29 protein-coding genes are annotated in these 26,956 nt (G+C 61.2%); 17 read left to right on the top strand and 12 right to left on the bottom strand.

Features of this window, described 5'->3' with window-relative positions; genetic code table 11:
• Nucleotides 1-60 precede the first annotated feature (60 nt).
• On the top strand, nt 61-861 hold the full coding sequence (locus tag WFM45_RS02525; protein WP_081877851.1) for an alpha/beta fold hydrolase: 801 nt from the start codon (nt 61-63) through the stop codon (nt 859-861).
• A gap of 73 nt (nt 862-934) precedes the next feature.
• Here WFM45_RS02525 and WFM45_RS02520 read toward each other — a convergent pair whose 3' ends face one another.
• On the bottom strand, nt 935-1,327 hold the full coding sequence (locus tag WFM45_RS02520) for a hypothetical protein (RefSeq protein WP_336954414.1): 393 nt from the start codon (nt 1,325-1,327) through the stop codon (nt 935-937).
• 353 nt (nt 1,328-1,680) lie between these two features.
• Between WFM45_RS02520 and WFM45_RS02515 the strand changes: the two genes are divergently transcribed.
• Complete coding sequence (locus WFM45_RS02515; RefSeq protein WP_261238404.1) at nt 1,681-2,709, top strand: acetylserotonin O-methyltransferase; 1,029 nt, start codon at nt 1,681-1,683, stop codon at nt 2,707-2,709.
• Here WFM45_RS02515 and WFM45_RS02510 read toward each other — a convergent pair.
• From WFM45_RS02510 to WFM45_RS02500, 3 genes are all read right to left on the bottom strand, one after another.
• The gene (locus WFM45_RS02510; RefSeq protein WP_311266177.1) at nt 2,706-3,629 is read right to left on the bottom strand and encodes a DUF7916 family protein; all 924 of its coding nucleotides are present in this window, start codon (nt 3,627-3,629) and stop codon (nt 2,706-2,708) included. The genes WFM45_RS02515 and WFM45_RS02510 overlap by 4 nt on opposite strands.
• 72 nt (nt 3,630-3,701) lie before the next feature.
• Nucleotides 3,702-5,999: a beta-glucosidase BglX gene (gene bglX / locus WFM45_RS02505; RefSeq protein ID WP_311266176.1), complete on the bottom strand. Its 2,298-nt coding sequence runs from the start codon at nt 5,997-5,999 to the stop codon at nt 3,702-3,704.
• Between the two features lie 112 nt (nt 6,000-6,111).
• Nucleotides 6,112-7,032: a LysR substrate-binding domain-containing protein gene (locus WFM45_RS02500; RefSeq protein WP_085336478.1), complete on the bottom strand. Its 921-nt coding sequence runs from the start codon at nt 7,030-7,032 to the stop codon at nt 6,112-6,114.
• Between the two features lie 118 nt (nt 7,033-7,150).
• On the opposite strand from WFM45_RS02500, the gene WFM45_RS02495 reads away from it, so the two are divergent.
• Together WFM45_RS02495 and WFM45_RS02490 are read left to right on the top strand one after the other, a co-directional pair.
• Complete coding sequence (locus WFM45_RS02495) at nt 7,151-8,305, top strand: methionine aminotransferase (RefSeq protein ID WP_085336479.1); 1,155 nt, start codon at nt 7,151-7,153, stop codon at nt 8,303-8,305.
• Between the two features lie 34 nt (nt 8,306-8,339).
• Nucleotides 8,340-9,119 (top strand): ABC transporter substrate-binding protein, encoded by a 780-nt coding sequence (locus tag WFM45_RS02490; protein WP_015377062.1) that lies wholly within the window; start codon nt 8,340-8,342, stop codon nt 9,117-9,119.
• A gap of 34 nt (nt 9,120-9,153) precedes the next feature.
• Here the strand turns inward: WFM45_RS02490 and ddlA are convergent, their stop codons facing one another.
• On the bottom strand, nt 9,154-10,257 hold the full coding sequence (gene ddlA, locus WFM45_RS02485; protein ID WP_015377061.1) for a D-alanine--D-alanine ligase: 1,104 nt from the start codon (nt 10,255-10,257) through the stop codon (nt 9,154-9,156).
• 168 nt (nt 10,258-10,425) lie between these two features.
• On the opposite strand from ddlA, the gene WFM45_RS02480 reads away from it, so the two are divergent.
• From WFM45_RS02480 to dld, 3 genes are all read left to right on the top strand, one after another.
• On the top strand, nt 10,426-10,629 hold the full coding sequence (locus WFM45_RS02480; RefSeq protein ID WP_004939618.1) for a ParD-like family protein: 204 nt from the start codon (nt 10,426-10,428) through the stop codon (nt 10,627-10,629).
• Nucleotides 10,626-11,420, top strand: a complete 795-nt coding sequence (gene map / locus WFM45_RS02475) for a type I methionyl aminopeptidase (protein ID WP_033642282.1) — start codon at nt 10,626-10,628, stop codon at nt 11,418-11,420. The genes WFM45_RS02480 and map overlap by 4 nt, the downstream gene beginning before the upstream one ends.
• Before the next feature lie 126 nt (nt 11,421-11,546).
• A complete protein-coding gene (dld, locus tag WFM45_RS02470; RefSeq protein WP_033633829.1) occupies nt 11,547-13,253 on the top strand; it encodes a D-lactate dehydrogenase in 1,707 nt (568 codons plus the stop codon).
• Between the two features lie 63 nt (nt 13,254-13,316).
• Here dld and WFM45_RS02465 read toward each other — a convergent pair whose 3' ends face one another.
• From WFM45_RS02465 to WFM45_RS02455, 3 genes are read right to left on the bottom strand one after another with little or no spacing between them, the layout of a single operon-like run.
• A complete protein-coding gene (locus tag WFM45_RS02465; RefSeq protein ID WP_250602397.1) occupies nt 13,317-14,324 on the bottom strand; it encodes a FecCD family ABC transporter permease in 1,008 nt (335 codons plus the stop codon).
• On the bottom strand, nt 14,321-15,283 hold the full coding sequence (locus tag WFM45_RS02460; RefSeq protein WP_033633831.1) for an ABC transporter substrate-binding protein: 963 nt from the start codon (nt 15,281-15,283) through the stop codon (nt 14,321-14,323). The genes WFM45_RS02465 and WFM45_RS02460 overlap by 4 nt, the downstream gene beginning before the upstream one ends.
• A gap of 16 nt (nt 15,284-15,299) precedes the next feature.
• Nucleotides 15,300-16,016 (bottom strand): ABC transporter ATP-binding protein, encoded by a 717-nt coding sequence (locus WFM45_RS02455; RefSeq protein ID WP_060558876.1) that lies wholly within the window; start codon nt 16,014-16,016, stop codon nt 15,300-15,302.
• 598 nt (nt 16,017-16,614) lie between these two features.
• Here WFM45_RS02455 and WFM45_RS02450 point away from each other — a divergent pair.
• Nucleotides 16,615-17,466: a DMT family transporter gene (locus WFM45_RS02450; protein WP_336954401.1), complete on the top strand. Its 852-nt coding sequence runs from the start codon at nt 16,615-16,617 to the stop codon at nt 17,464-17,466.
• A 57-nt stretch (nt 17,467-17,523) separates the two neighbouring features.
• Here WFM45_RS02450 and WFM45_RS02445 read toward each other — a convergent pair whose 3' ends face one another.
• Nucleotides 17,524-18,114 (bottom strand): Yip1 family protein, encoded by a 591-nt coding sequence (locus WFM45_RS02445; RefSeq protein WP_033633836.1) that lies wholly within the window; start codon nt 18,112-18,114, stop codon nt 17,524-17,526.
• Nucleotides 18,115-18,319: 205 nt separating this feature from the next.
• Between WFM45_RS02445 and WFM45_RS02440 the strand changes: the two genes are divergently transcribed.
• The 8 genes from WFM45_RS02440 to WFM45_RS24630 all read left to right on the top strand — a co-directional run bounded on the left by WFM45_RS02440 (nt 18,320) and on the right by WFM45_RS24630 (nt 23,917).
• Nucleotides 18,320-18,787, top strand: a complete 468-nt coding sequence (locus tag WFM45_RS02440) for an acyltransferase (RefSeq protein ID WP_004939644.1) — start codon at nt 18,320-18,322, stop codon at nt 18,785-18,787.
• A complete protein-coding gene (locus tag WFM45_RS02435; RefSeq protein ID WP_033633837.1) occupies nt 18,787-19,329 on the top strand; it encodes a GNAT family N-acetyltransferase in 543 nt (180 codons plus the stop codon). The genes WFM45_RS02440 and WFM45_RS02435 overlap by 1 nt, the downstream gene beginning before the upstream one ends.
• 104 nt (nt 19,330-19,433) lie before the next feature.
• On the top strand, nt 19,434-20,276 hold the full coding sequence (locus WFM45_RS02430) for a DUF1460 domain-containing protein (RefSeq protein ID WP_082996979.1): 843 nt from the start codon (nt 19,434-19,436) through the stop codon (nt 20,274-20,276).
• Between the two features lie 130 nt (nt 20,277-20,406).
• Complete coding sequence (locus WFM45_RS02425) at nt 20,407-21,219, top strand: MetQ/NlpA family lipoprotein (protein ID WP_015377051.1); 813 nt, start codon at nt 20,407-20,409, stop codon at nt 21,217-21,219.
• A 151-nt stretch (nt 21,220-21,370) separates the two neighbouring features.
• On the top strand, nt 21,371-21,820 hold the full coding sequence (locus tag WFM45_RS02420; RefSeq protein WP_004939660.1) for a type II toxin-antitoxin system PemK/MazF family toxin: 450 nt from the start codon (nt 21,371-21,373) through the stop codon (nt 21,818-21,820).
• Nucleotides 21,821-22,053: 233 nt separating this feature from the next.
• Nucleotides 22,054-23,079, top strand: coding sequence for a MerR family transcriptional regulator (locus WFM45_RS02415; protein WP_060558870.1), 1,026 nt, complete (start codon nt 22,054-22,056; stop codon nt 23,077-23,079).
• 111 nt (nt 23,080-23,190) lie between these two features.
• Nucleotides 23,191-23,730 (top strand): GNAT family N-acetyltransferase, encoded by a 540-nt coding sequence (locus tag WFM45_RS02410; RefSeq protein ID WP_250602396.1) that lies wholly within the window; start codon nt 23,191-23,193, stop codon nt 23,728-23,730.
• Between the two features lie 103 nt (nt 23,731-23,833).
• Complete coding sequence (locus WFM45_RS24630; RefSeq protein ID WP_016928643.1) at nt 23,834-23,917, top strand: membrane protein; 84 nt, start codon at nt 23,834-23,836, stop codon at nt 23,915-23,917.
• Nucleotides 23,918-23,959: 42 nt separating this feature from the next.
• On the opposite strand, the gene WFM45_RS02405 is transcribed toward WFM45_RS24630, so the two are convergent.
• The 3 genes from WFM45_RS02405 to WFM45_RS02395 form a co-directional block, all read right to left on the bottom strand.
• Entirely contained in the window at nt 23,960-24,880 is a 921-nt protein-coding gene (locus WFM45_RS02405; RefSeq protein WP_048322451.1) for a DUF808 domain-containing protein, read from the bottom strand.
• A gap of 102 nt (nt 24,881-24,982) precedes the next feature.
• Entirely contained in the window at nt 24,983-25,900 is a 918-nt protein-coding gene (locus WFM45_RS02400) for an alpha/beta fold hydrolase (RefSeq protein WP_336954397.1), read from the bottom strand.
• Nucleotides 25,901-26,019: 119 nt separating this feature from the next.
• Entirely contained in the window at nt 26,020-26,424 is a 405-nt protein-coding gene (locus tag WFM45_RS02395; protein ID WP_033633845.1) for a VOC family protein, read from the bottom strand.
• A gap of 76 nt (nt 26,425-26,500) precedes the next feature.
• Here WFM45_RS02395 and WFM45_RS02390 point away from each other — a divergent pair, with 76 nt between their 5' ends.
• Nucleotides 26,501-26,956, top strand: coding sequence for a GNAT family N-acetyltransferase (locus tag WFM45_RS02390; protein WP_015377046.1), 456 nt, complete (start codon nt 26,501-26,503; stop codon nt 26,954-26,956).

Genomic DNA, 26,956 nt, shown 5'->3' with positions numbered 1-26,956 from the left:
TATGAGTGTGATATAAGCAGCCGGACTCTCTTTATATAAGGAACCGACAAGATGCCAACGATGGGCAAATCCCTGCATTACCTCGACGTGGGTTCGGGCTTTCCGTTGCTGCTGGGCCACAGCTATCTGTTCGATCTGAACATGTGGGCACCGCAGTTCGAGGCGCTGGCGAAACGCTACCGCCTGATCGTGCCTGATCTCTGGGGCCACGGCGACTCCCCGGCGCTGCCGCCTGGACGAAACAGCCTGTCGGATATCGCCGCCGATCATTTGGCGCTGATGGATCATTTGGATATTGCAGAGTTCGGCATCGTCGGCCTGTCCGTCGGCGGCATGTGGGGCGCGGAACTGGCGGCGCTGGCGCCGGAGCGGGTGAAAGTGCTGGCGCTGCTGGACAGCTACCTGGGCGACGAAACGCCGGAGGCGCGGCAGCGCTATATGGGCATGCTGGCCGCCGTGGAACAGGCCGGCGCCATCACGTCACCGCTGCTGGAATATATCGCCGCGCAGTTCTATTCCGACGACGTGCCCGCTGCTCTGTCGCAGCCTTTGCTGGCCCATCTGCAAAGCCTGCCCGCCGAGCGCCTGCGCGACAGCATCGTGCCACTGGGCCGGATGATCTTCGGCCGCCCCGACAAGCTGGCGCTGCTGGAAAACATCACCGCCGCCAGCATCGTCATCACCGGCGCGCAGGATAAGCCGCGCCCGCCGGCGGAAGGCCAGCGCATGGCGGATATTCTCGGCTGCCGACATGTGCTGATCCCCAACGCCGGGCATATCAGCAACAAGGAAAATCCGGCGGCGGTCAATGAAACGCTGCTGGCGTTTCTGGCTGAAAACACTACGCCACTGTTCTGGTAAGATTCTCCGGGTCGCCTGGCCCGGAGATTCCCTTCAGACGAAGCCTTAGGGAGGGGGAGGCTACATCCGGCGTTTATTGACCAATAGACGTCAGACCCTGGCGGATCCCTTCGTCAGCCTGCTGGCACCATGTCTGCAGACCCTGTGGCGCTTCCTTTTCCAACGCAACCACGTTGCCGTCGTCGTTCAGCACATTGCCTTCACGGCCCATCGCTTCACGCTTGTCGCCGTCGCGGGTGTCGACGCCGCCGGGAATAGCCGCCACGTAGGCCACCATTTTCTTGGCGTTGTCGATGCTGTCCGCTTTCAGAAAACCTTTATCGACGCAGTAAGACATCAGCCCGCTGGTATTACGCGTAATGTCATAGACGTTTTTCAATGCAGCAGGGTCCATCCCTTCGGCATTAGCGGTATTGAACAGGCCCAGAGTCGCGGCAATCATGCCGGTCAGAATGATCTTTTTCATTGTTATCTCGTTTTAATAATGAATTATTTAGCTTTGAATTATTCACAAAAATAATGTGAATATCGGTACGGTATAACGGCGACTCAGATTAACACAACCCTAACGCGTTAATAACTGTGATTAAGTTAACCTCCAGTAAAATAAAAATGCATGATGGGGTTATTACTCCGCCCGACGTCAGTTTTTACGTTCGACATTAACCGCGCCCAATTCAATTTTAAAATAGTCTCACTATGGAATTATTTACAACGTAAGCGTTGGCCTGCGGTCAATCGCGCTCCCGTCCTTTGCTAAAACCACAGGCGTAACGTAGCCTGTTAAGACGCGCCATGCCTTAGTGGGAGAGGATTCACATGAACCATTCCGTCCGGCCGCCGCAATGCGACGACAAAACCATTCTCGATATCACGATGAATTTATATCTCTATCCGGCGGCGCTTATTGCGCACCGCCTGGGCATCTTTGAATTTATTGCATTGCACCCCCGCAACCTGACCGATATATGCGCTCAGGCCAATGTGGAAAGACGCCCGGCAGAGACGCTGGTCATGGCGCTAGTGGCATTGAAATTGATAGACAGAGACGGCGAAACATTCTCTCTGACGCCGGAAGCGGAAACCTTTTTGTTAAAAAACAACCCGCATTATTTCGGCTATTTTTGGGATTTGATGATTGAAAACAGCGAGATTTTCACGCTGAAAAACCTGGAAAGCGCCATCAGAAAGAATGCCTCGCAGGTGTACGGCGAGCAGGGGCTGTTTGAAACCCATACGCTCGACGCCGACAGAATGCGGCTGTTTACCCACGCCATGCACAGCCTGAGCATGGGATCGGCCAGCGTTTGGCCTACGCTGTTGCCCCTCGGTGCCTGCCGCACGGCGCTGGATATCGGCGGCGCCTCCGGCGCCCATGCCATCAGTCTGGCGACCCATTGGCCGGCGCTCACGTGCACCGTGTTCGATCTGCCGGAGGTGTGCCCGCTCGCCGCCGACTACGCGCACGATTACGGCCTCAGTCAGCGCATCGGCACCCACAGCGGCGATATGTGGCGCGATCCCTACCCGGCGGCGGATCTGCACCTGTACTCCAATATTTTCCACGACTGGCCGATGAACAAGAACCGCTTCCTGGCGCAAAAGAGCTATGCGGCCCTCCCGCCCGGGGGCAGGATCGTGATCCACGAAGTGCTGTACAACGATGACGGCGACGGCCCACCTGCCGCCGCGGGGTACAGCCTGATGATGATGGGATGGACGCAGGGCCGCCAATACTCCGGCAAGGAAATCGGCGACCTGCTGCGCGACGTCGGCTTCGGGCCTGCTCAGGTGCTGCCGTCGCTCGGCTATTTCAGCATCGTCACGGCGCAAAAACCCCAGGCTTAGCGGTTCACCGATCTCGCCATGCGGCTGTAGGTGTGGCGCACGCCGCGGATCGCCACGCTGTAGGCGAAGATGTTTTCCGGCAGCGCCAACCCCAGATAGCCGGTATCGCCGATATGGTGCAGATCGGCGCCGGCCATTTTGCTCATCAGCGCAATCTGCCGCACGGTCTGCACGTCGGCCCCCTCTTGCGAGGTGCCGATCGCCGTCATCGCCAGCGCGCCCTGCCGCTGGGCATAGGCGATCAGCGCCGCCACTTTCTCCTGCGACATGCCGGGAATGGTGCCCGGCGCCGGCAACAGCACGATGTCCGCGCCGTTCTCCACGAACAGCGCGATATCCTGCTCGCCGATCAGCTGGCTGCCGCTTTCGCGCACGATACCGGCGCCGTGCATCTTGCCGGTCACCAGCACCATCTTGTCGCCTACCTCATCGCGGATCGCTTTCAGCGCGGCGGCGATCGCCTGATTGCTGACGCCGTTGTTCGGGTTGCCGGTCAGCACCAGCATGCGCGCGCCGAGCTGATACAGCTTGCGCGCATTCTCGGCGGTGGCGGCGCGGCCCGCCGTCATCTGCCAGAAGTCGTTATGTTCGGTGGCGAAGGCCGGATCGACGGCCTCCAGATTCACCCCGATCACTCGTCCGGTCAGCCGCTGCAGCGTGCGCAGCGCCTCCTGCGGCGGCACGTCGGCGGGCAGGCCCGCGATGTGCGGACGATCGACGTCGAACAGGTTCAACAGCAGCAGATCGGCGCCCTGGCTGGCCGCCAGTTCGGCGTTGGTGACGTTATTGAGCAGCGGCTGAGTGACCGCGATGGTTTCGCTGACCAAGATGCGCCCTTCGCTGGCGCGGATGGCATAGAGCAGATCGGCTTTGCCGATATCGGCCAGATCGCTGGCGCTGCAGTCCAGATAACGTTTCATGAGACAGGCTCCGATGACGTTGGCGGGAATGGATGGTCCCCCTCTCCCACCGCAGTGAAAGAGGGGGAAGACTTACTTCAGGGTAAAGCTTTGCGACTGCACGTTGTCGGAATCCAGGCCGACAAACACGTTGAATTTGCCCGGCTCCGTCCCCCACTTCAGGCTGGCGTTGTAGAACTTCAGATCCTCTTCGCTAATCGGCAGCTCAACCTGCTGCGACTGACCGGCCTTCAGCGTCACTTTCTTGAAGTTGCGCAGCTCTTTCACCGGGCGGCTGACCGACGCGGTGACGTCCTGCAGATACAGCTGCACCACCGTGGCGCCGTCGTACTTGCCGGTATTCTTCAGCGTGACGCTGGCGGTTAACTTGCCGTTGCGCGCCATCGTCGGGCTGGACAATTTCAGATCCGACAGGCTGAAAGTGGTGTAGCTCAGGCCGTAACCGAACGGATACAGCGGGCCGTTCGGCGAATCGAAGTAGCGCGAGGTGTATTTGCCGGGGTTCTCCTTGCCGAACGGCCGGCCGGTGTTCAGGTGGTTGTAGTACATCGGGATCTGGCCGACCGAGCGCGGGAAGGTCATCGGCAGCTTGCCCGACGGGTTGTAGTCGCCGAACAGCACGTCCGCCACCGCGTTGCCGCCTTCGGTGCCGCTGTACCAGGTTTCCAGCATCGCGTCCGCCTGCTCGCTCTCCCAGCTCAGCGCCAGCGGCCGGCCGTTCATCAGCACTAGCACCAGCGGCTTGCCGGTGGCTTTCAGCGCGGCGATCAGATCGCGCTGGCTCTGCGGAATAGTGATGTCGGCGCGGCTGGAGGCCTCATGCGCCATGCCCTGCGATTCCCCCACCACCGCCACCACCACGTCGGCCTTGTTCGCCGCCTGCACCGCTTCGTCGATCATCTTCTGCGGCGAGCGGGTATCGAACGCCACCGCCGGCTCATACTCGTTCAGATAGTCGATGATGCCTTTATCTTGCGTGACGTTGGCGCCCTTGGCGTACAGAATGCGCGCCTTGTCGCCCACCGCCCGCTCCAGCCCTTCGCGCAGGGTGACCGACTGCTTGACCACCCCGGCGGCCGACCAACTGCCCATCACGTCGCGCTGGCTGTCGGCCATCGGCCCGACCAGCGCAATGGTCGCCTGCTTGCTCAGCGGCAGCGTCTGCTTATCGTTCTTCAGCAGCACCATCGTCTTGCGCGCCACCACCCGCGCTTCGGCGCGGTGCAGGCGGCTTTCGGCGTTGGTGTCCTGCGGATCGGAACCCGCCGGGCCCAGATGCACGTAAGGATTGGTGAACAGCCCCATGTCGTATTTGGTGTTCAGTACGTCGCGGCAGGCGCGGTCGATATCGCTTTCAGACACCAGTCCGTCCTTCACCAGACCCGGCAGGTATTTGTCGTAGAACTCGTCGCTCATGCTCATGTCGACGCCGGAGGTGATCGCCAGGCGCACCGCGTCGCGCGCGTCGGCGGCCACGCCGTGTTTAATCAGCTCTTTGATCGCGCCGTGGTCGCTGATGGTGATGCCTTTAAAGCCCCACTGGTCGCGCAGCAGATCTTTCAGCAGCCACGGGTTGGCGGTGGCCGGCACGCCGTTGATCGCGTTGAGCGACACCATCACCCCGCCGCTGCCGGCGTCCACCGCCGCTTTATAAGGCGGCAGATAGTCCTGATGCATGCGCAGCGGGCTCATGTCGACGGTGTTGTAATCGCGGCCGCCTTCGACGGCGCCGTACAATGCAAAGTGCTTGACGCTGGCCATCACCGAACCGGGTTTGGCCGGATCGCCGTTCTGGAAACCGTCGACCATCACCTTGGCGATTTTCGATACCAGCCAGGTGTCTTCGCCGAAGCCTTCGGAGACCCGGCCCCAACGCGGATCGCGGGTAATATCGACCATCGGCGCGAAGGTCATGTTCAGGCCGTCGTCGCTGGCCTCCTGCGCCGCCACGCGGGCGCTGAGCGCAATGGCTTCCAGATCGAAACTGGCCGCCAGCCCCAGGCTGATCGGGAACACGGTGCGCTGGCCATGCACCACGTCATAGGCGAAGAACAACGGGATTTTCAGGCGGCTGAGCTGCATCGCCTGATCCTGCATCACCCGGATATCCGGCCGGGTGACGGTATTGAAGATGGCGCCGATCTGCCCTTTGCGGATCCCCTCGCGGATCGCTTCTTTCGGGTTATCCGGCCCGACGCTGATCAGCCGCAGCTGGCCGATCTTCTCTTCCAGCGTCATCTGCTTCATCAAATTGGACACGAAGGCGTCGCGCTGCTGGGCGTGAATGCCCTGCGTTATCGGCGTTTCCTGCGCAAAAGCCGGGCTGAGGGCCAGACCGGACAACATACTCACCACACAAAGCCATTTCATCTTGTTTTATCTCAGGCGTGTTTCCGCCGCCAACGCCGCGGAGTTTAATCGGAGTGAAGAAACAGTTTGCCACACTCTGTTTCATCGCCAAGGGAATTCGCATCGCTAATGTTTACAAAGCATTACAGGTTATCGGCAGGTAATTCTGCAGCCGGGCGCGGCTGTCAGCGGCCTCCGCCGCCAGAAAATCGACCAGCGCGGTTAACATCGGCGGCGCCACCGTGCGTTCAGGATAGACCAAATAATAGGCCGCGCCGCTGCTGACGCAGAGCGGGAACGGCGTGACGATGCGCTGCGCCTGAATATCTTCCTCCAGCAGGCACAGATCGCCGATGGCGATGCCGAATCCCTGCAGCGCGGCGCTCATCGCCAGATCGAGGGTATCGAAATGCTGGGCCTTACCGGACGGCAACGCATCGGCGCCCGCCGCCTTCAGCCAGCGCAGCCAGTCGCGCCGATCGCGCGTCGGGTGCAGCAGAGTTTTGTCCGTCAAGTCCGTCAGCCGAGGCGCAGGCGGCAGGAACTTCGGCGTGCAGACCGGCGTGAGGATTTCATCGAACAGCAAGTGCGCGGTCAGCTTTTTACCCGGCGGCCGGCCGAATACCACCGCGGCGTCAAACTGCTCGGTACTGAAATCCAGGCCGTGCGACACCGAGGCGGTCAGCTCGATATGCATGTCCGGCCGTTCATTTTGCAGGCGAATGATGCGCGGCAGCACCCAACGCATGGCGCAGGTCGGGCATTTGATGCGCAGCGCCCCCGGCGGAGCGGCGGCCCGCGTCAGGGCTTCATCCAACTGCCCCAGCGCCTGCTGTACCGGCGCCAGCAGCTGCGCGCCCTGCGGCGTCAGCGCCAGACCACGCGCCTGGCGGCTGAACAGCGGATAGCCCAGGCGCTGTTCCAGCCCGAGGATTTGCCGGCTGACCGCTCCCTGCGTCAGGTGCAACTGCCGGGCGGCATGGGTAAAGTTAAGGCGTTGCGCCACCACCACGAAGGTTTTCAACACGTCGAGCGACGGCAGGGATATCGGCATAGCGTGCCTCGATTAGGTATGATCGTAGTGCATGGCAAGTATGACAAACTTTCCCTTGTCCGCCTACGCCGCCTGATGCTTAATCGCTCAACACTTCCCTGTTTGCCTGGAGCCCATCATGCAGAGCGCCTGCTCATCCCGCTCGAAGCTGCCGGACGTCGGCACCACTATCTTCACCGTCATTGGCCAACTCAGCGCCGAACATCAGGCCCTCAACCTGTCGCAGGGCGCGCCCAACTTCGCCGGTGATCCGCAGCTGATCGAGGCAACGGCGCAAGCCATGCGCGCAGGTCATAACCAATACGCGCCGATGAGCGGCGTGGCGGCATTACGTGCTGCCCTGGCGGAAAAAGCTGAACGATTGTATGGCGCGCGCTATGACGCCGACGAAGAAATCACGGTGATCGCCAGCGCCAGCGAAGGGCTGTACTCGGCGATCAGCGCGCTGGTACACCCCGGCGACGAGGTGATCTATTTCGAACCGGCGTTCGACAGCTATGCGCCGATCGTGCGCCTGCAGGGCGCCACGCCGGTGGCGATCAAACTGTCGCTGCAGGATTTTCGCGTCGACTGGGACGAAGTGGCCGCCGCCATCAACGGCAAAACGCGCATGATCATCGTCAACACGCCGCACAACCCGACCGGTGCGGTGTTTGACGCGCAGGATATCGACCGCCTGACCGCCCTGACCCGCGACACCGACATCGTGATCCTGTCCGACGAGGTCTACGAGCACGTGGTGTTCGACGGTGAAATTCACCACAGCATGGCGCGCTATCCGCAGCTGGCGGAACGCAGCGTGATCGTGTCGTCGTTCGGCAAAACCTACCACGTCACCGGCTGGCGCGTCGGCTATTGCCTGGCGCCGGCGGCGTTGATGGACGAGATCCGCAAGGTGCACCAGTTCATGGTGTTCTCCGCCGATACGCCGATGCAGCACGCCTTCGCCGCCGCGCTCGCCAACCCGCAGAGTTACCTGGGGCTGGCGGCGTTTTACCAACAAAAGCGCGATCTGCTGGCCAGCGCCCTGCAGGATTCGCGCTTTGAGCTGCTGCCCAGCCGCGGCAGCTTCTTCATGCTGGCCCGCTTTAGCGGCTTCAGTCACGAAAGCGACAATGATTTCGCCGTGCGCTTGATCCGCGAAGCGAAGGTGGCGACGATCCCGCTGTCGGCGTTCTACAGCGACGGCACCGATACCGGCCTTATTCGGCTGAGTTTTTCCAAAGATAACGAGACCCTGCAGGAAGGCGCGCGCCGCCTGAGCCAGGTGTAATTTTTTGTCCGACCATGGGAAAGGGGCACTGCCTATGAAAGCTTTGAAAACGCTGTTCGCCGCCGGATGCCTGCTGGCCGCCGGCTCTTCTCTGGCGGCGGAAAACAGCCTGCGCTTCGGTCTGGAAGCGCTGTATCCGCCGTTCGAATCCAAATCCGCCAGCGGCAAACTGGAAGGGTTCGACATTGAACTGGGCGATGCGGTGTGCGCCGCCGCGCAGTTGCAATGCAGCTGGGTGGAAACCTCGTTCGACAGCCTGATCCCGGCGCTGCAGGCGCGCAAGTTCGACGCCATCAACTCGGCGATGAACGTGACCGAACAGCGGCGCCAGGCGATCGCCTTTACCGACGCCATCTATCAGGTGCCGAACCGCCTGATCGCCAAGGCCGACAGCGGCCTGCTGCCGGACGCCAAAGCGCTGGCGGGCAAACACGTGGGCGTGCTGCAAGGCTCGATTCAGGAGATCTACGCCAAAACCCATTGGGCGCCGGCGGGCGTGGATGTGGTGTCTTACCAGGATCAGAATCAGGTGTATCTCGATCTGGCGGCCGGTCGGCTCGACGCCACGCTGGTGATGGCGCCGTCGGGGCAAAGCGGCTTCCTGTCGCAGCCGGACGGCAAGGGCTTCGCCTTCGTCGGCGAGGCGGTGCGCGACGACAAAATCCTCGGTGAAGGCATCGCCTTCGGCCTGCGTAAAGGGGATGAGGCGCTGAAGAAGAAACTGGATGCCGCCATCGCCAAAGTGAAACAGCAAGGCACGGTGGCGGCGCTGTCGAAGAAGTATTTCGGCGATATCGACGTGACGGTGAAGTGATGGACGGGGGCGGCACCGCCGCCCCCTGCCGCGTTTAGCGATCGAACACCGAGCTGTTCAGCGCGCGATCCTGCTGGTGGCGCTCCAGCGCCAATTCTATCAGGCGCGTGATCAGCGCCTGGTAGCTGACGCCGCTGGCGGCCCACAGCTTGGGATACATGCTGATGTTGGTGAAGCCCGGCAGCGTGTTGATCTCGTTGATTACCACCTGGTTGTCCGGCGTCAGGAACACATCCACCCGCGCCAGCCCGAAGCACTCCAGCGCGCGGAACGCCTTCAGCGCCACCTCGCGGATGTGGTCGCTCACTTCCGGCGCGATCGCCGCCGGCACCACCACCTGAGCGCCCTGCTCATTGATGTATTTGGTGTCGTAGGAGTAGAAGGCGTCGCTCAGCACGATCTCGCCGCATACGCTGGCCTGCGGATCGTCGTTGCCCAGCACCGCACACTCGATCTCGCGGCCGACGATCGCCGACTCCACCAGCACCTTGTGATCGAAACTGAAGGCCAGCGCCACCGCCGCGTCGAACTCGGCGCGGTTTTCCACCTTGCTGACCCCGACCGACGAGCCCTGGTTGGCCGGCTTGACGAACAGCGGCAGGCCGAGGCGCTCGCTCAGTTGCTCAAACGTGAACCCGGCGCGGTTGGCGCGCGTCAGGGTGACGAACGGCGCCACCGCCAGCCCGGCGTCGCGCAGCAGGCGCTTGGTCACGTCTTTATCCATGCTGACCGCCGAGCCGAGCACGCCGGCGCCGACGAACGGCATATTGGCCATGCGCAGCAGCCCCTGCAGCGAGCCGTCCTCCCCCAGCGTGCCGTGCACGATCGGGAAAATGACGTCGAGCTGGCCCAGCGCGCCGGCGCTGCCCGCTTCGATCAGCTGCTGTTTTTCCTGGCCCGGGATCAGCGCCACGTTCTTGTTCGAGCGGTTCAGCGCGATCAGCGCCGGATTCTCGGCGTTGAGCAGGTAATTGGAGGCGTCGTTGATGTGCCACTGCCCCTGTTTGTCGATCCCCAGCAGCGTGACGTCAAACTTCTCTTTGTCGATTGCATCCACAATGTTTTTGGCTGACTGCAGCGACACCTCATGCTCCGCCGATTTACCGCCAAAAATCACTCCAACACGTAGTTTAGTCACGCCTTAAATCCTTCTGAAAAATCATGGCAAAAAAGTCGTTCATCACAATAAACGCATTGCCTGGCGGCGGCAATCGTTGTTGCCAGAATCTTCTTACGCCACAGAATGCCACATCGCGACCATCCAAAACGTATACACTTCGTATATTGTTCATTTATGGAGACGCCGATGGGCATCGTAAAAATTTCGGACGCGCTGCATGACGATCTGCGCCTCGCCAGCCTGACCATGACGCGTTCGATCAACGCGCAGGCCGAGTACTGGATCAGGATCGGCATGCTGGCGGAGTTCCATCCGGAACTGACTTACCCGCAACTGGTAAAAAAAATGATGAAAGATAACGCGCTGACGCTGAAGGAGATTGTCGGGTGAAACAGATTGTGATTAAAACGCCGGAAGAGATTGCCAAAATGCGCCATTCCGGCGCTCTGCTGGCCAAAGTGTTTGCTATGCTCGATGAGGTCATCGTCGAAGGCATCTCCACCATGGAGATCAACGACCGCGCCGAGGCGTTTATCGTCGAAGAACTGAAGTCGCGCCCGGCCAGCAAGGGGCAGTATGATTTCCCCTATGTGCTCAACACCTCCGTAGACGACGTGGTGTGCCACGGGGTGCCGTCGGCCAGCAAGATCCTGCGTTCCGGCATGATTGTCAACGTGGATATCACGCTGGAAAACGGCGGCTATATCGCCGACTCCAGCAAGATGTACTGCATCGGCCAGGTGACGCCGCTGGCCAAACGGTTGGTGAACAACGTCTATGAATCGATGTGGCAGGGCATTCGCGCGGTCAAACCGGGCGCCACTCTGGGGGATATCGGCCACGCCATCCAGCGGCACGCCGAACAGGCCGGCTACAGCATCGTGCGGGAATATTGCGGCCACGGCATCGGCCGCGACATGCACGAAGAGCCGGCGGTGCTGCACTACGGCCAACCCGGCAGCGGCATGGCGCTGCAGGAAGGCATGGTGTTCACCATCGAGCCGATGATCAATCAGGGCGACCGCCGCATCAAGCAGAAGAAGGACGGCTGGACGGTGGTGACGCGCGACAAAAAACTGTCGGCGCAGTGGGAGCACACCGTGGCGGTCACCGCCGACGGCGTGGAGATCCTGACGCTGCGCGACGAAGAGCGCCGGGCCGGCTACGCCGAGCGCTACTAAACCCGCAAGCCATTAGCCCGCTAAGCTGATAGCTTAATAAGTTATTTAATTGATAACCTCTTAGCTTATTGCGCGGCACTCCGGCGCCGCGGTTAAGGCGACGGGGATGACAGGGAGACAGGCAGCATGCAGTCAGGCAATCAGACGTTTATCAATCAGCTCAAGGACATCGTCGGCGGCCCGCAGCTGTTGACCGGCGATCGCAACACCGAGCGTTATCGCAAGGGCTTCCGCTCCGGCGAAGGCCAGGCGTTGGCGGTGGTGTTTCCCACCAGCCTGCTGCAGCTGTGGCGCATTCTGCAGGCCTGCGTGGCCGCCGACAAAATCGTCATCATGCAGGCCGCCAACACCGGCCTGACCGAGGGCTCAACCCCCAGCGGCAACGACTATGATCGCGATATCGTCATCGTCAGCACCCTGCGCCTCGATCATATTCAGGTGCTGGACAACGGCAAGCAGGTGGTCGGCTTCCCCGGCAGCACCCTGCACCACCTCGAGAAATTGCTCAAACCCTACGGCCGTGAACCGCATTCGGTGATCGGCTCTTCCTGCATCGGCGCCTCGGTGATCGGCGGCGTGTGCAACAACTCCGGCGGCTCGCTGGTGAAACGCGGCCCGGCCTATACCGAAATGGCGCTGTACGCCCAGCTGGGGGAAGACGGCCAGCTGCGCCTGGTGAACCATCTGGGCATCCGGCTTGGCGACACGCCGGAAGAGATCCTCACCCGGCTGGAAAAAGGCGACTATCGCCCGGAGGACGTCGAATACGGTGAGCTGCGCGCCTCGGATAACGAATACGCCAGCCGGGTGCGCGACGTCGATGCCGACACCCCTTCCCGCTTCAACGCCGACAAACGCCGCCTGTACGAGGCCTCCGGCTGCGCCGGCAAGCTGGCAGTGTTCGCGGTGCGGCTTGACACCTTCGAGAAAGAGGGCAAAGAACAGGTGTTCTATATCGGCACCAACGACACCGCGGTGCTGACCGAACTGCGCCGCCACATGCTGAGCAAATTCGAAAACCTGCCGGTGGCCGGTGAATACATGCACCGCGATATCTTCGACATCGCCGAGGTGTACGGCAAAGACACCTTCATGATGATCGACAAGCTCGGCACCGATCAGATGCCGCGCTTCTTCACCCTGAAAGGCCGCATGGACGCCAGCCTCAACAAGCTGCCGCTGCTGCCGCACAACCTGACCGATCGGCTGATGCAGGGCCTGAGCCATCTGGCGCCGAGCCACCTGCCGAGGCGCATGAAGGAATACCGCGAACGTTTCGAACACCACCTGCTGCTGAAGATGGCCGGCCCCGGCGTAGACGAAGCGCAGCGCTACCTGACCGACTATTTCGCCCAGGCCGAAGGCGCCTTCTTCGCCTGCACGCCTGACGAAGGCAAAAAGGCCTTCCTGCACCGCTTCGCCGCCGCCGGCGCCGCGGTGCGCTACCACGCGGTGCACGCCGACAAGGTGGAGGATATTCTGGCGCTGGACATCGCCCTGCGCCGCAACGACACCGACTGGTTCGAAACGCTGCCGCCGGAAATCGACAGTCAGTTGGTGCATAAGCTGTATTACGGCCACTTTATGTGCCACGTCTTCCACCAGGACTACGTGGTGAAAAAAGGCGTGGACAGCCATGCACTGAAAGAAAAGATGCTCGAGATCCTCAACCGGCGCGGCGCCGAGTACCCGGCGGAGCATAATGTCGGCCACCTGTACCACGCCAAACCGGATCTGCAGGCGTTCTACCGCACCGCCGATCCGACCAACAGCTTCAACCCCGGCATCGGCAAAACCAGCAAACGCAAAGGCTGGGCCGAAGACCCCCGCTAAGAGCGCCCGATTGGCCTGCCGACGCGGGCCACCTCACCTTCCTGTTGACCTTCAATGGCCCATTCAGCGTTCCGCGCGCAGCAGCAAGGAGACGATGAACGCGCCCCCCAGCCCCGCCGTAATGATGCCGATGGGCAGCTCCTGATTGGGGATCAGGCTGCGGCTGAGCATGTCGCCGCCGGTCAGCAGCATCGCCCCCAGCAGGCCGCACATCGGCACGGACAAGCGGTGGCGCACGCCCACCAGGCGCCGGGCCAGATAAGGCACCATCAGCCCGACAAAACCGATCACGCCCGTCAGCGAAACGAGAAACGCCGTGGACAGTGCGCAGCACAGAAAGGTCTCGGTGCGCAGACGCGCGACGTTGACCCCCATCGAATGGGCGGTGTGCTCGCCCGCCAGCAGCGCGTCCAGCGCCCGCCAACGCAGCGCCGTAAACCCGGCCAGCAGCGCGAAACTCGCCAACGGAATGAACAGATTATCCCAACGCGCCAGCCCCAGCCCGCCCAGCGACCAGAACAACACCGAGCCGGCCGCCCGCTGATCGCCGGAAAACACCAGGTAGCTGGTGAGCGCGCTGAACAAAAACGAGACCGCCAGGCCGCAGACGATCAGCTGCTCGGCGCGCCTGACCCGGCTGACGCGAAACAGGATCATCACCGCCATCGCGGACAAAATGCCGCCGGCGAAAGCGGACAGCGGCAACGTCAGCGCGCCCAGCGCATCGCCGAAGCGCGTGATGACCAGCACCGCGCCGGCGGAGGCGCCGGAGGAGAGCCCAAACAGAAAAGGATCGGCCAGCTCATTGCGGGTGGTAGTCTGCAGTAACGCGCCGGTCATCGCCAGCCCGGCGCCGGTCAACGCCGCCAACAGGGCTCTGGGCACCCGCAGTTGCACAACGATGGTATCCAGCATGCCGGAGAGGGGCGCCGAACCGAGCCCTAACGCCGCCAACGCCTGCCGCCATGACAGCGCGACACTGCCCAGCTGCAGGCTCCAGATCATTAGCCCACACAATACCGACAGCGACAACGGCGCGAGCAGCATAAATCGCCGGGTCGGCGAGTTCATTCAGCCTCCGGCGCGTACAGCGCCCGCGCCAGCTTTTCCACCGCGCCGATGTTGGCCGGCCCCGGCGTCAGCTCCGCATACTGCAGTTTCAGATAACGGTGGTGCCGTACCGCGGGGGTCAATTTCATCAACGGGTGAGACTCGAGGAAGCGCCGCAGCGCATCGGCCCCCGAACCGGTCTGGTAATCCAGCAGAATAATGAAGTCGGGCTCGGCCGCCGCCACCGCCTCCCAGGACGCCGTCGTCCAGCTCGCCGGCAAATCGTCCATCACGTTGCGGCCGCCCGCCGCTTCGATGATCGCCGTCGGCATGGCGTAATTGCCGCTGGTAAAAGGCTTCTCCTCCCCCGAGTCATAGACGAACACCTTGAGCGGCGTCTGACCCGCCGGTCTGACTGGCAGCGCGGCCAACCGGCGCCGCCAGCCTTCAACCAACGCGGCGGCCTCTTGCGGCTTGCCGAAAATCTTGCCGAGCTTCAGCTCATCGTCATACAGCAGGTTCATATCGGCCTTCTGCGGCCGCCCGCCGGCCTGCACGCAGCTCTCGCTCAACACCAGCGTTTTGATGCCGAACGGGGCGAGCTTCTCCGGCGTGACGTCGCCGCCGATCTTCATGCCGTAATTCCAGCCGGCGAAGAAGAAATCCGGCTGCGCCGCCAGCAACGTTTCCAAAGCGGGATATTTCGGCGCCAGTTCGGGAATGGCGCCCATCGCCGCCTTGAAGTCGGGCGTCAGTTTGTACCAGCCGGTGATGCCGGTCAGCCCGACAATGCGATCCTGCAGATGGAGCGCAAAGGCCATCTCGGCCATGTTGATGTCGTTGATGACGGCGCGTTGAGGCGCCTGGTTGAAGGTGATCGGCGAACCGCAGCTGTCTACGGTGACGGGAAATTTTTCGGCCGCCGCCGCCCCACCGGCCAGCAGCAGGAGCAGGAGCAGGGGGAATACGCGTGTGTTCATATTTCTCTCTGGTTTATCAAGCGCAATGGGGAACGTCAAAAATACGCAGCGTTTTCCCGCTGACGGGGTGCGCCACCTTGAAACTGTTCATGCCGAACACCGGCAAAATCACCGGGGTCTGCAACACCGCCTCGGGCGTACCACAGGCTACCTGGCGGCTTTCGTTGAGCACCAGGATCCGATCGGCAAACGCCTCCGCCACGGGCAAATCGTGCAGCACCGCAATCACGGCGATATCTTTATTTTTCACTAACGACAGCAGCGCCGAGCGCCCGGGCGGATCGAGATGATTGGTCGGTTCATCCAGCAACAACAGCTCGGGAGACTGCGCCAACGCCCGGGCCAGTGCGGCGCGCTGGCGCTGGCCGCCCGAGAGCCGCCCCAACGGGTGGCGCCTGAGCGGCGCCAGCCCGGTTTCCCCGATGGCCTCGTCAACGATGCGCCTTCCCGTCGCAGAGCGTTCGCCATGCGGTAAACGGCCCAACGCCACGTAATCCTCAACCGACAGCCGCAAATCCGGCAGATCGTTTTGCGCCAGAAAGGCGATGCTTCTGGCGCGCTCCGCCGCCGGCCACGCGGACAAGGCGCGCCCTCGCCAGTAAATGCCGCCGCTGTCCGGCCGCGTTTCGCCGATCAGGGTGCGCAACAGGCTGGACTTGCCGCTGCCGTTGGGGCCGATCACCGCCAGCTTCTCACCGGCGCGGAGCGCGAAATGGATGTTGTCGAGTATCAATTCCCCGCCGTGGCCGGTCAGGCTAACTCCATCAACATGGAGGATGTCGTGAGCTGAATTCATCATGCATAAATTGTTATATTATAACATATCAGTGTTTTTACCACGATTGCTCGCCTTCTGCAAAAGCGAATCGCAAACTCTTCTGCCGCACGCGCTGCGTGAAGCAAGGCAGAGGGCAAGCCGCGCCCTGCGTCAAAACGGCGTGATTAAAGCAACATAGCACACCTTTTTATTAATGATAATGATTTTCATTATCATTAATATCTCTGTGATTTCCGATTGCACGCCCCGCTGAACTTGGTTATGTTTGAGGCGACTGGTTTCATTCACGGTTTTCAGGAACTCACATGACCTACCTGGCGCACAGCACAGATCCGACAAACGCGACCGTTCCGACCGTCGTTTTGCTGTGTGCTTCCTCCGCCCCACCCGCCGTTTCTTCTGTCGTTTCTGCGGTTGCCGCTTACCCGCCACGCCTTGTGGTTGTGCGTTAAGCCAAACCGACTTTTTACCTCCGGCTTAGTGATCTGTTGCGTTCATGCGTAGACCGCCGCGCGCGCCGGAGCCTGTAATTTTCACGACAGGTGAAATTGATATGCGATTACCTTCTCTCTGGGCCAATGCCGGCCTGGCTACGCTGTTCGTCCTGCTCTGGAGCAGCGGCGCGATCTTCTCCCGTTGGGGATTGGAGCACGCCTCCGCCTTCGCTTTTCTGTTCTTCCGCTGCGCCATCGCGCTGGCGGTGCTGTTGGCCATCGGCCTGTGCCGGCGCCAGTGCCTGCCCGCCCCCGGCACCCGCCGGCGCGTCGCGCTGATCGGCGTGTTGATGATCGGCAGCTATCAGATCTGCTATCTGCTGGCGTTGGAACAGGGCATTACGCCCGGCGTGCTGGCCACATTGCTCGGCGTACAGCCGATCCTCACCCAGTTCATCACCGAACGGCGCTGCACCGGGCTGCGCGCATTCGGGCTGGCGCTGGCGATGGCCGGGCTCACGCTGGTGGTGTACCAAAGCCTGATGGTGGCTCATTTCTCGCCGAGCGGCATGCTGTTCGCCTTTATCGCATTGGGGAGCATGACCGCCGGCACCCTGCTGCAAAAGGGCATGACGCAGCCGCCGCTGGCGGTCTTGCCGCTGCAGTATGCCATCGGGCTATTGATGTGTACGCTGGCGCTGCCGTTTGAGCCGCTGCGGGTCGACTGGCGGCCTGAGTTCGTGCTGCCGCTGCTGTGGATGGCGGTGGTGATCTCGGTGCTGGCGACGTTCTTGCTGTATCACCTGATCCAGCGCGGCAACCTGGTGCAGGTCACCAGCCTGTTCTATCTGATCCCGGCGGTGACCGCCCTGCTGGATTATCTGCTGCTCGGCCACGCGCTGGCAGCGCTGAGCCTGTTGGGGATGGCGGGCATCGTGCTCGGCGTGATGCTGGTTTTCCGCCGCGCATAAAAGCAAAAGCCCCCGCGCCGTTCCACCGGCGCGGGGGCGACAACAACAGCCGTTAACTCAGAATAACCAGGAACCGTACCCCCACAGCAGCACCGTCACCCCAAGCAGCAGCTCGAGCAACAGAATGCCGATAGCGAAGGTCGAGCTGGAGAAGATGAACCCTTCCTTACTGTCGATATTCAGGAAGTGCGGGATCCCCAGATTCAGCAGATAGCCCGAATAGCACAGGCCGATAATGCCGACAAACAGACACAGCCAGACGACCGGATAAAGCGCCACTACCCCGCTGAGGAACATCGGGGTCGCCACGTAGCCGGCGAACACCATGCAGCGGTGCAGGCTGGGGCGCGATTCATAACGCCGCGCCATCCAGTGAATGACTTTCCCCATGGCCGCTACGCCCGCCAGCATCAGCAGGTAGAACGCCACGGCGGTATAAAGCGCGGTAAACATGTCGAGCCTGATGGCATGTCCCTCGCCGGAGAGCCAGCCCAACTGGGTGGTGCCGATAAAGGCGCAGACCACCGGGATGGCTGCCAAGAGCAACACGTGATGGGTGTATAGGTGCGAGACGCTTTCATTCTCGCTTTTGATCTGTTCGAACTCGGCGCTGGGATGCGCCAGAAGTCCCCAAACATGACTGACCATGAGACACCTCCAATCTCGCCGTAGGCCGCGATCGGCGAACGAATTTCACACCTCTGACGGACTGCTACCCGTGCGAGGATTGCGGCCACGGGGCTCTCTCCCCTGTACTAATTATAGTCTTTCGGCGAAAAAACGTGCGGAAAGCGCAACGCCGCGGCGCTTTGTCTTATACTCCCACCATGAAAACCAGGCTGTGAGGAAGGTCATGTCATCCGTTATCACCACCCGCCAGGCGGGGATCGTCGACGTCGAAGCCGGGCGCAACGTTACCGTGATCGAACCCTGCAATCTGTACGGTTGTCGGCTCGGTGACGATGTCTTCGTCGGCCCGTTCGTCGAGATCCAGCGCCACGTCAGCATCGGCGCGCGCAGTAAAATTCAGTCGCACAGCTTTATCTGCGAATACGTCACCCTCGGCGAAGCGTGCTTTGTCGGCCATGGCGTCACCTTCGCCAACGATCTGTTCAAAGACGGCGCGCCCAATGCCGATCCGGCCAGCTGGGGGCGCACCTGCATCGGCGATCGGGTGTCCATCGGCTCCGGCGCCACGATCCTGGCGGTGGAGATCTGCAGCGACGCGGTGATCGGCGCCGGGGCGGTCGTGACCCGCGACATCACCCGCAAGGGGATCTACGCCGGCAACCCGGCGCGCCTGCTGCGGGAGCTGCCGTAATGATCCCGGCCATCCGCATCGTGGCCATTGAGGCGCTGCCCGATGATTACCTGACGCGCGGCGATTTCGGCTTTACCATCGCCTGTTACGCCCTGCCGCAGTTCGACAGCCCGGTCGACAGCTGGCCAACCCGCCCGGTGGCGCCGTTTCGCAAACGCTATCCCCTGGCGCCGTTCGCCAACGAAGACAGCGTGACCTTCCTGGCTTATCGCCAGGACGACGCCGTTGGCCACATCACGCTGAGCAAAAACTGGAACGGCTACACCCTGATCGACGAGATCGCCGTCAGCGCTGACGCGCGCCGCCAGGGCATCGCCGGGGCGCTGCTGGACTGCGCCAAACAGTGGGCGCGGCAGCAGGAAACCTCAGGTATGATGCTCGAAACGCAGAACAACAACCTGGCGGCCTGCCGCTGCTATCAGCATTACGGGTTTATTCTCGGCGGCATCGATCGCTTGCTGTACCGCGCCGAACCGGAGATCGCCGATCACGAAATCGCGCTGTTCTGGTATTTGCCGTTCAATAACGAAATCGGTTACTGATTTATCGGGCCTCATTGAGGTTATGTTTACTTTTTAACCCCTACCATCGGATGAGAACTGTTATCACTTACTCTGATAAGCCAGCGACACCCATGGAGGGCCGTATGAACAAGAACAAGGCTGTTTTACTGATGTTAGCTATCGCCATGAGCGGATGCGCCGAGCGCCCCACCCCGGCAACGCCGCCGACCGACGCCGCCGTTGCGCCGCCGAACCTGCAGCCGCAGATGGACGCCAGCACCCGCAGCAAGCTGCGTGAGATCCTCGCGCTGCGCGCCGGTTGGCCCGCCGCGCAGCCGCATGGCCGCACCGTCGATTTGATTTCGCGCGAATTCCTCGGCACGCCCTACCTCGCCAACCGCCTGATCGGCTCGCAGAGCACGCCCGAGCAGCTGGTGATCGACTTCCGCGGGCTGGATTGCTTCACCTACATCGATTATGTGGAAGCGCTCAGCACCGCCCGCAGCGAGGGCGAGTTCGTACAGCGGCTGATAGACATCCGCTACGTCGATGGCAAAATCGCCTTCCCGCAGCGCAAGCACTTCTTCACCGACTGGGCGCAGCGGCCGCACCAGGTGGCCGAAGACATCACCGCGCAGCTCAGCCCGCACGCCGTCAGCCTCGTGAAAACCCTCAACCAGAAGGCGGACGGCAGCAGCTACCTGCCCGGCTTGCCCGACGTACAGCGCAGCGTGACCTATATCCCCAGCGACAGCGTCGACGACAAGGTGCTGGCTCAACTGCGCACCGGCGATTACATCGGCATTTACACCAATCTCGCCGGGCTGGACGTGACCCACACCGGCATCTTCGTGATGACCGACAACGGCCCGGTGCTGCGCAACGCCTCATCGCGCAAAGCCAACATGCGGGTGGTCGATTCGCCCTTTATGGATTACGTGATGGCTACGCCGGGCATCGTCGTGCTGCGTTCGCTCAGCCGATAACTCCCCGCCGCATAACGGCTATAAGCTATAGCCGTTTATGCTGAACGAGCGTTTGACTTCATCGGCGGTTCAGGCTTAGCTGTAAGAACAAAAACCAACTGATTTTATTGTTCTTTTCAGGGAGACTTCGATGACCTTACGCTGGCGTATCACCCCTCTGGCGGCGGCCTTCGCCGCCGTATTGGCGCTACAGGGCTGCGATCAAAAAACCGACCAAAACCATATCAAAGTCGGCGTCATCAACGGCGCGGAACAGGACGTGGCGGAAGTCGCCAGGCAGGTGGCGAAAGAGAAATATGGGCTGGACGTCGAGCTGGTCGGCTTCAGCGGCTCGCTGTTGCCGAACGACGCCACCGACAAGGGCGAACTGGACGCCAACGTGTTCCAACACCGCCCATTCCTCGAACAGCAAAACAAAGATCACGGCTATAAGCTGGTGGCGGTCGGCAATACCTTCGTCTTCCCGATGGCCGGCTACTCCAAAAAGATAAAATCGCTGAAAGAGCTGCCGGACGGCGCGGTGATCGCCATCCCGCTCGATCCGACCAACCTGGGGCGCGCCCTGCTGCTGCTGGAAAAAACCGGGCTGATTAGCCTGAAGCCTGGTAAGGGGCTGCTGCCTACCGCCCTGGACATCAGCGCCAACCCGCATCGTTATCAGATCATGGAGCTGGAAGGCGCGCAGCTGCCGCACGTGCTGGACGATCCGAAAGTCACCGTCGCCGTCATCAGCACCACCTACATCAACCAGACCGGCCTGTCGCCGACCAAAGACGGCATCTTCATCGAGGATAAAGACTCACCGTACACCAACATCATCGTCACCCGCGAAGACAACAAGGACGCGCCGAACGTGCAGAACTTCATCAAGGCCTATGAGTCGGATGAAGTGGCCAAAGCCGCCGAAAAAATCTTCAACGGCGGCGCGGTGAAAGGCTGGTAAATTCGGCCACCATCAAGGCGGATTCTGCGTACGAATCCGCAATATTTCACTTTCATTCCCCGTTTCCTTAGCCACACCTTTCTCTAAAAGCAAAACGCCCGCATGCTCATTCCTCCATAACACGGATTGTTCACAACAAAGGAGTGTCTCGATGCCGATCAAATTTGCCCCCAAGGTCGGGGAAATTCTTGAGTGCAACTATGGCAACTATCCCCTATCAGTCTGCCAACCGCATGAAGCCGGCTTTTATGATGGCCACATTCCACCAGAAATGGTGAAGAACCGTTTAGTTGTTGTGTTAAACGGCAAAATTAACGGCAATGCCTGCATTATCGTACCGCTGTCGACCACCAGAGATTCGAACAAGATCGAACGGGGATTGCACATCGAAATTACGCGTGAACTCATCGAAGATATGAGATTCTTTCATCCGCAAACCCGCTGGGCAAAGGGCGATCTGGTGCAGCAAGTCAGCCGCCAACGGCTGAACAGAGCCCGTAAAGAGAGAGGCTTTCTTACCCAGTGTCTGTCGCGCGAGCTTGTTGCTGACATACAACGCGCCGTCATTAAGTCGATCAATGCCAAAAATATGCTGTTCTGACCAGTACGCTGTTGTTGACAAAACAGACAAATCAGGTGAAATTGTCGCCGTAGCCGATAAAGGCCCTTATGCTATACCCTCCCTTTCAGGGACCTGCGAAGCCCAGCCATCCAGCTGGGCTTTTGCCTATCAAGCGCCCACCGATTTTTAAAACGTCATCTTTTCTTCCCGCTCTTGACCCTTACGTGGCGTCAGGCTTTAGTATCCCGGCACGCACAAGGGAGGAGCTACATATGTTATTGAAAGTCGGCGAACTGGCGCGCCGTTCCGGCATTACCGTTCGCACACTGCATCACTACGACAGCATTGGCTTGCTGGTCCCTTCTGCGCGTTCCGACGCCGGTTATCGTTTATACAACCGGGCTGACATCACCCGCTTGCACCACATCCAGGCGCTGCGCCGGATGGGCGTTTCGCTGGCGGAAGTCGGGGCAATTCTGGCGCGTTCAGGGCTGGCGCTTCCGGCGGTGATTGAGCAGCAGATCGCCATGTTGGACCAGCAGTTGGCACAGATCGCCGCATTGCGCGGCCGGCTGCAATACATGCATGCCCAACTCTCCACCGGGCACGAACCAGAACTGAACGACTGGCTAACTACGTTGGAGTTAATGACCATGTACGATAAATACTTTACCGCCGATGAGCTGGCGCAACTGCCGTTCTACCAGGCCGATCCCGCCCGCAATCAGGAATGGGCTGCATTGGTGAGCAGCGTGGGACAACTGATGGCGGAAGGCGTCGAACCTCAGGCGCCACAGGCACAGGCGCTGGCGCGCCGCTGGATGCTGATGCTGGAGCGCGACACCGCCGGCAACCCGGCCTTTCTCACCCGGCTGAACGCCATGCACGCCGACGAACCGTCGATGCGCGAACAGACCGGCATTACACCGACGATGACGGACTACATCACCCGCGCCTTTGCCGAAACCAAGCTGGCTGTCTATCAAAAATACCTGTCGGCGGAAGAGTACGCCTATGTGCGTCAACACTATTTCACCCGCCTGCAGGAGTGGCCGGCTCTGATCGCTCAATTCCATCAAGCGATGAACGACGGCATACCGTCCGATTCGCCGGAGGCGGTGCGATTGGCGGCCAGTTGGCTGGCGCTGTTCCAATCCTATGCAGGCACCAACCCGGCGACGCAAATGAAGATCCGCGAAGCGATGGAACGGGAACCCTCGCTGACCGAGGGCACCTGGCTGACTCCGCCGCTTCTGGCCTATCTGCGCCAGGCCGTGACCCGGCTGATGCGCGGTTGACGACCCCATAGGGTTTTCTTATCTCACCATAAGAAAACCCGATTTACCCCGACGGCGAGCGGCGCGCATAATGGCGTTTATCCGCTGATTTTCAAGGTGAACAGACCCGCCATGACGCTCTCCGCTCCCGTACTCAGCCTCCTTGACGCCACACCGGACGATATGACCGCCGTGCAGCGTATTTACACCCACCACGTGCTGCACGGAGCCGCCTCGTTTGAAGAACAACCGCCGACGCGGGCGGAAATGCAGCTGCGGTTGGCCAAGGTGCAAGCAGCCGGGCTGCCCTGGCTGGTGGCGAAAAGCGAAGGCCGTATTGTGGGCTACTGCTATGCCACGCCGTATCGCCCCCGGCCGGCCTATCGCTTTACCGTGGAAGACTCGGTGTATATCGCCGAAGGGCAGCAGGGCAAAGGCGTCGGCAAGGCGCTGCTGAGCGCGCTGATCGCCCGCTGCGAGCAAGGTCCCTGGCGCCAGATGCTGGCGATCGTCGGCGATTCCGCCGCCAACCGCGGCTCGCTGGCGCTGCACCAGTCGCTCGGCTTTACCAGCGTCGGGACGTTAAAGGCCGTGGGATTCAAGCTGGGGGAATGGCGCGACACCCACATCATGCAGCGCGCGCTGGGCGCGGGCGACAATCAGCATCCTTGAAGGCATGGCGACGCACGATAAGGAGTTAGCGTCTATAGTGAAGAGTGATTTCATTGAGTTAGCGCCAATCGCGCGCCAGCTTTAACCGGTAAGGGAGAATCAAATGAAAATTATTCTGTGGATAGTCGCCATCATCTTTATCGTGGGTTTGTTGACGATTACCGGCGTTCTCAAACTGATCTTTTAATGCGCTTAATACGTCCCGCCCCTTCCGGGGCGAGACTTTTCATCATGCCTTGAAACGCGCGCGTACCGCCCCCAGCGCCGATACCACCGCCAGCACCACGCCGCCGGCCACCAGCCCGAACGCCACGTTCAGCAGGGCCGGAACCACACCCTGCAAAAGATGGCCAAACGTCGGCACCACGGTGGTGTACGAGGCCCAATCTTCGAACAGGTGATGCACCGGCGGCAAACCGTGGGTCAGAATACCGCCGCCGACCATAAACATGGCGACAGTGCCGACGATCGACAGCGTTTTCATCAGATAAGGCGCGGCGCGCACGATGCCGCTGCCGATGGCGCGCGCCAACGCGCTGCCTTTGCGGCTCAGATACAGCCCCAGATCGTCCAGCCTGACGATGCCGGCAACAATGCCGTACACGCCGAGCGTCATCACGACGGCGATGCCGCACAAGACGATCACCTGCTGGCTGAAGGTGGCGCCGGCGACCGTGCCCAGAGTGATGGCGATGATCTCGGCGGACAGCACAAAGTCGGTGCGTATCGCCCCTTTCACCTTGCGCTTCTCATAGGCTGCGGCATCCTCATTGGCGCCGGGCCCGTCCGATTTTTCCTCCTGCGCCGCCTTGCCGGGGCTCAGGCTGTGGAACACCTTTTCGAACCCTTCGTAGCACAGGTAGGCGCCGCCCACCATCAGCAGCGGCGTAATCGCCCAGGGCGCGAAGGCGCTGATCAAGAGCGCCAACGGCACCAGGATCGCCTTGTTGATCAACGAGCCTTTGGCGACGCTCCACACCACCGGCAGTTCACGGTCGGCTTTAACGCCGGTGACCTGCTGCGCGTTGAGCGCCAGATCGTCCCCCAGCACCCCGGCGGTTTTTTTTGCCGCCATCTTGCTCATTAAAGAGACGTCGTCCAACAACGAGGCGATGTCGTCGATAAGGGTAAGTAAGCTACTTCCTGCCAAAATGATTCATCCTTTTCATATTCACGGGCCATTCTATGTTTAGCATAGCGGTAAAGCGTCATAAAAGGATATGGGAGGATCTCGGAAAATGCCGGGCGGGCGTTAAGCCCCCTCGCCCGCCAGCCCCTCATCGGATCCGATAGCGGACACACGCGAGATATGTTGAAGGACAAGGCGATGGGCATCAAAGACGCACGATAAATGCGTGCTGCCTTCAAGCACATGCACGCTGCCATGCTGTTCGACGAAGCGCTGCATGGATTGCGCATTGAACAACTCATCCTGCGCTGCCGCCAGCAGCAAGGTCGGCAATCGCAGCGCCGCCAGCTGCTTCGCCGGGGCACGCGGCGTCAGCGCGTTAGCCATATTGACGCTGTATTGGCAGACAAAATCGGGGGCGGCGGCCAGCACGGGCGGGGGAAAATTCAGGCTGACCGCCCGAGATTGCCCGAACCATCGCCCACCGCTGAGCGCATTGGCCACAAAGGGCCATTGGCGCACCTGAGCAAAACGGGCCGCCGCCGTCAGATCGCGGGCTATCCCGGAAAATGGCCCCAGCTCCGGCGCCAGCATGATCAGGCTGTCCGCCTGCTGCTCGCCAGGATAACGGGTCAGGTAGTTGAGCAACATCCCGGCGCCGCTGGAATGGCCCAGCAGGTGCCTGCGCGCCAACGGAAAACGGCGGCGCATTTCCGCCAGGATGACATCGACATCGCGCCAAATACGCTCAGGCCGCTCAACCGTCCCCCGCTCTCCCGCGGAATCGCCGTGCCCGCGGATGTCCACCAGGCACACCGCGAGCGTTGGCTCGGCCGCCAGCTGGCGCGCAAGAATGTCATACCCGGCGGCGCTGTTAACCCCGCCGCCGTGATAAACCACCATCACGTCTTCACTCTCGGCAGCGTGCCGATACAGGCGATAGCTCAACCCCTCGACGCAACCGGGCGACATGTCCACATGCCCGCCCGGCCACTCGCCGTAAGACTTCGCTTGCTCAACATAGCGGTCAAAATCAATCAAAGCGCACCTTTCCATGATGTTGTCGGTATTTCCTACGGCAGAGAACCCTGCCGCCATGGCGATAAACATATGAAACAACAGCAGGCGCTACCATGCCTTTTGCACGCCGCGCGCTGAGTTCAGGGCAGATCGCCCGCCGGCACATTGAGCTGCCAGGAGAGGCCGAAACGATCGTTCAGCCAACCGAAACGGGCGCTGAAGCCGTAGTCATCGAGCGGCATCAGCACCTTGCCGCCCTCCGCCAGCCGGTGAAAGGCCTGTTCAAGCGCCTCTTCGTTAGGCAGGTTGATGAACAACGACACCGCCGGGGTAAAGCTGAAGTCATGGCTGATCGGGCTATCGGTAAACACCAGGTTCTGCCGATCAAAATCGATGGACGCATGCTTGATCAACCGCCGGCCGTCCGGCGTCGGATCGTAATGCTGCACCTGCATGAGCCGAAAACGCTCGAACACCTGGCTGTAAAGGTCGATCGCCCGCTGCGCCTCTCCCTGGAACATGACAAAGGTCGAAACCTGACTCATAACATCCCCTCCGACAATCGTTGTGGTATTAATGGAGGATAGCGGATTACCGTTGAAGCGGCGGAAAGGAGCAATCATGAGCATCATTCATCGCCTGGCGCAGCCGGACGATCTCAACGGCCTGTTAGCCTTGTATCGCGAGCTGCGCCCGCAGGACGCGCCGCTGCGCGCCGACGACGCGCGCCGTGCCCTGCAACGCCTGCTGGACGATCCGGCGATCCGCCTGGTGGTGGCGGCGGACGAGGAACAGCCGATCGCCACCTGCATGCTGGCGCTGATCCCGGGGCTGGCGCATCAGGCGCAGCCGTTCGGCGTCATCGAGCACGTGGTGACGGCGGAGCCCTATCGCGGCCACGGCGTGGCGCTCGCGATGGTCGAATACGCGCTGCAGCTGGCCTGGCGCAAGGGCTGTTATAAGGTGATGCTGCTGTCGGGACAGCAACGCACCGGCGCGCACCAGCTTTATCTCAAAGCGGGTTTCGACGGCGATCGCGAGCGGGGATTTGTCATCAGGCGGCCCGAGGGCCGATAG

The organism is Serratia sp. KG1D (genome assembly GCF_037150675.1).
Lineage (GTDB): Bacteria > Pseudomonadota > Gammaproteobacteria > Enterobacterales > Enterobacteriaceae > Serratia > Serratia nematodiphila.
The sequence above is the reverse complement of the archived record's forward strand: the minus strand, read 5'-3'. Positions and strand labels throughout refer to the sequence as shown.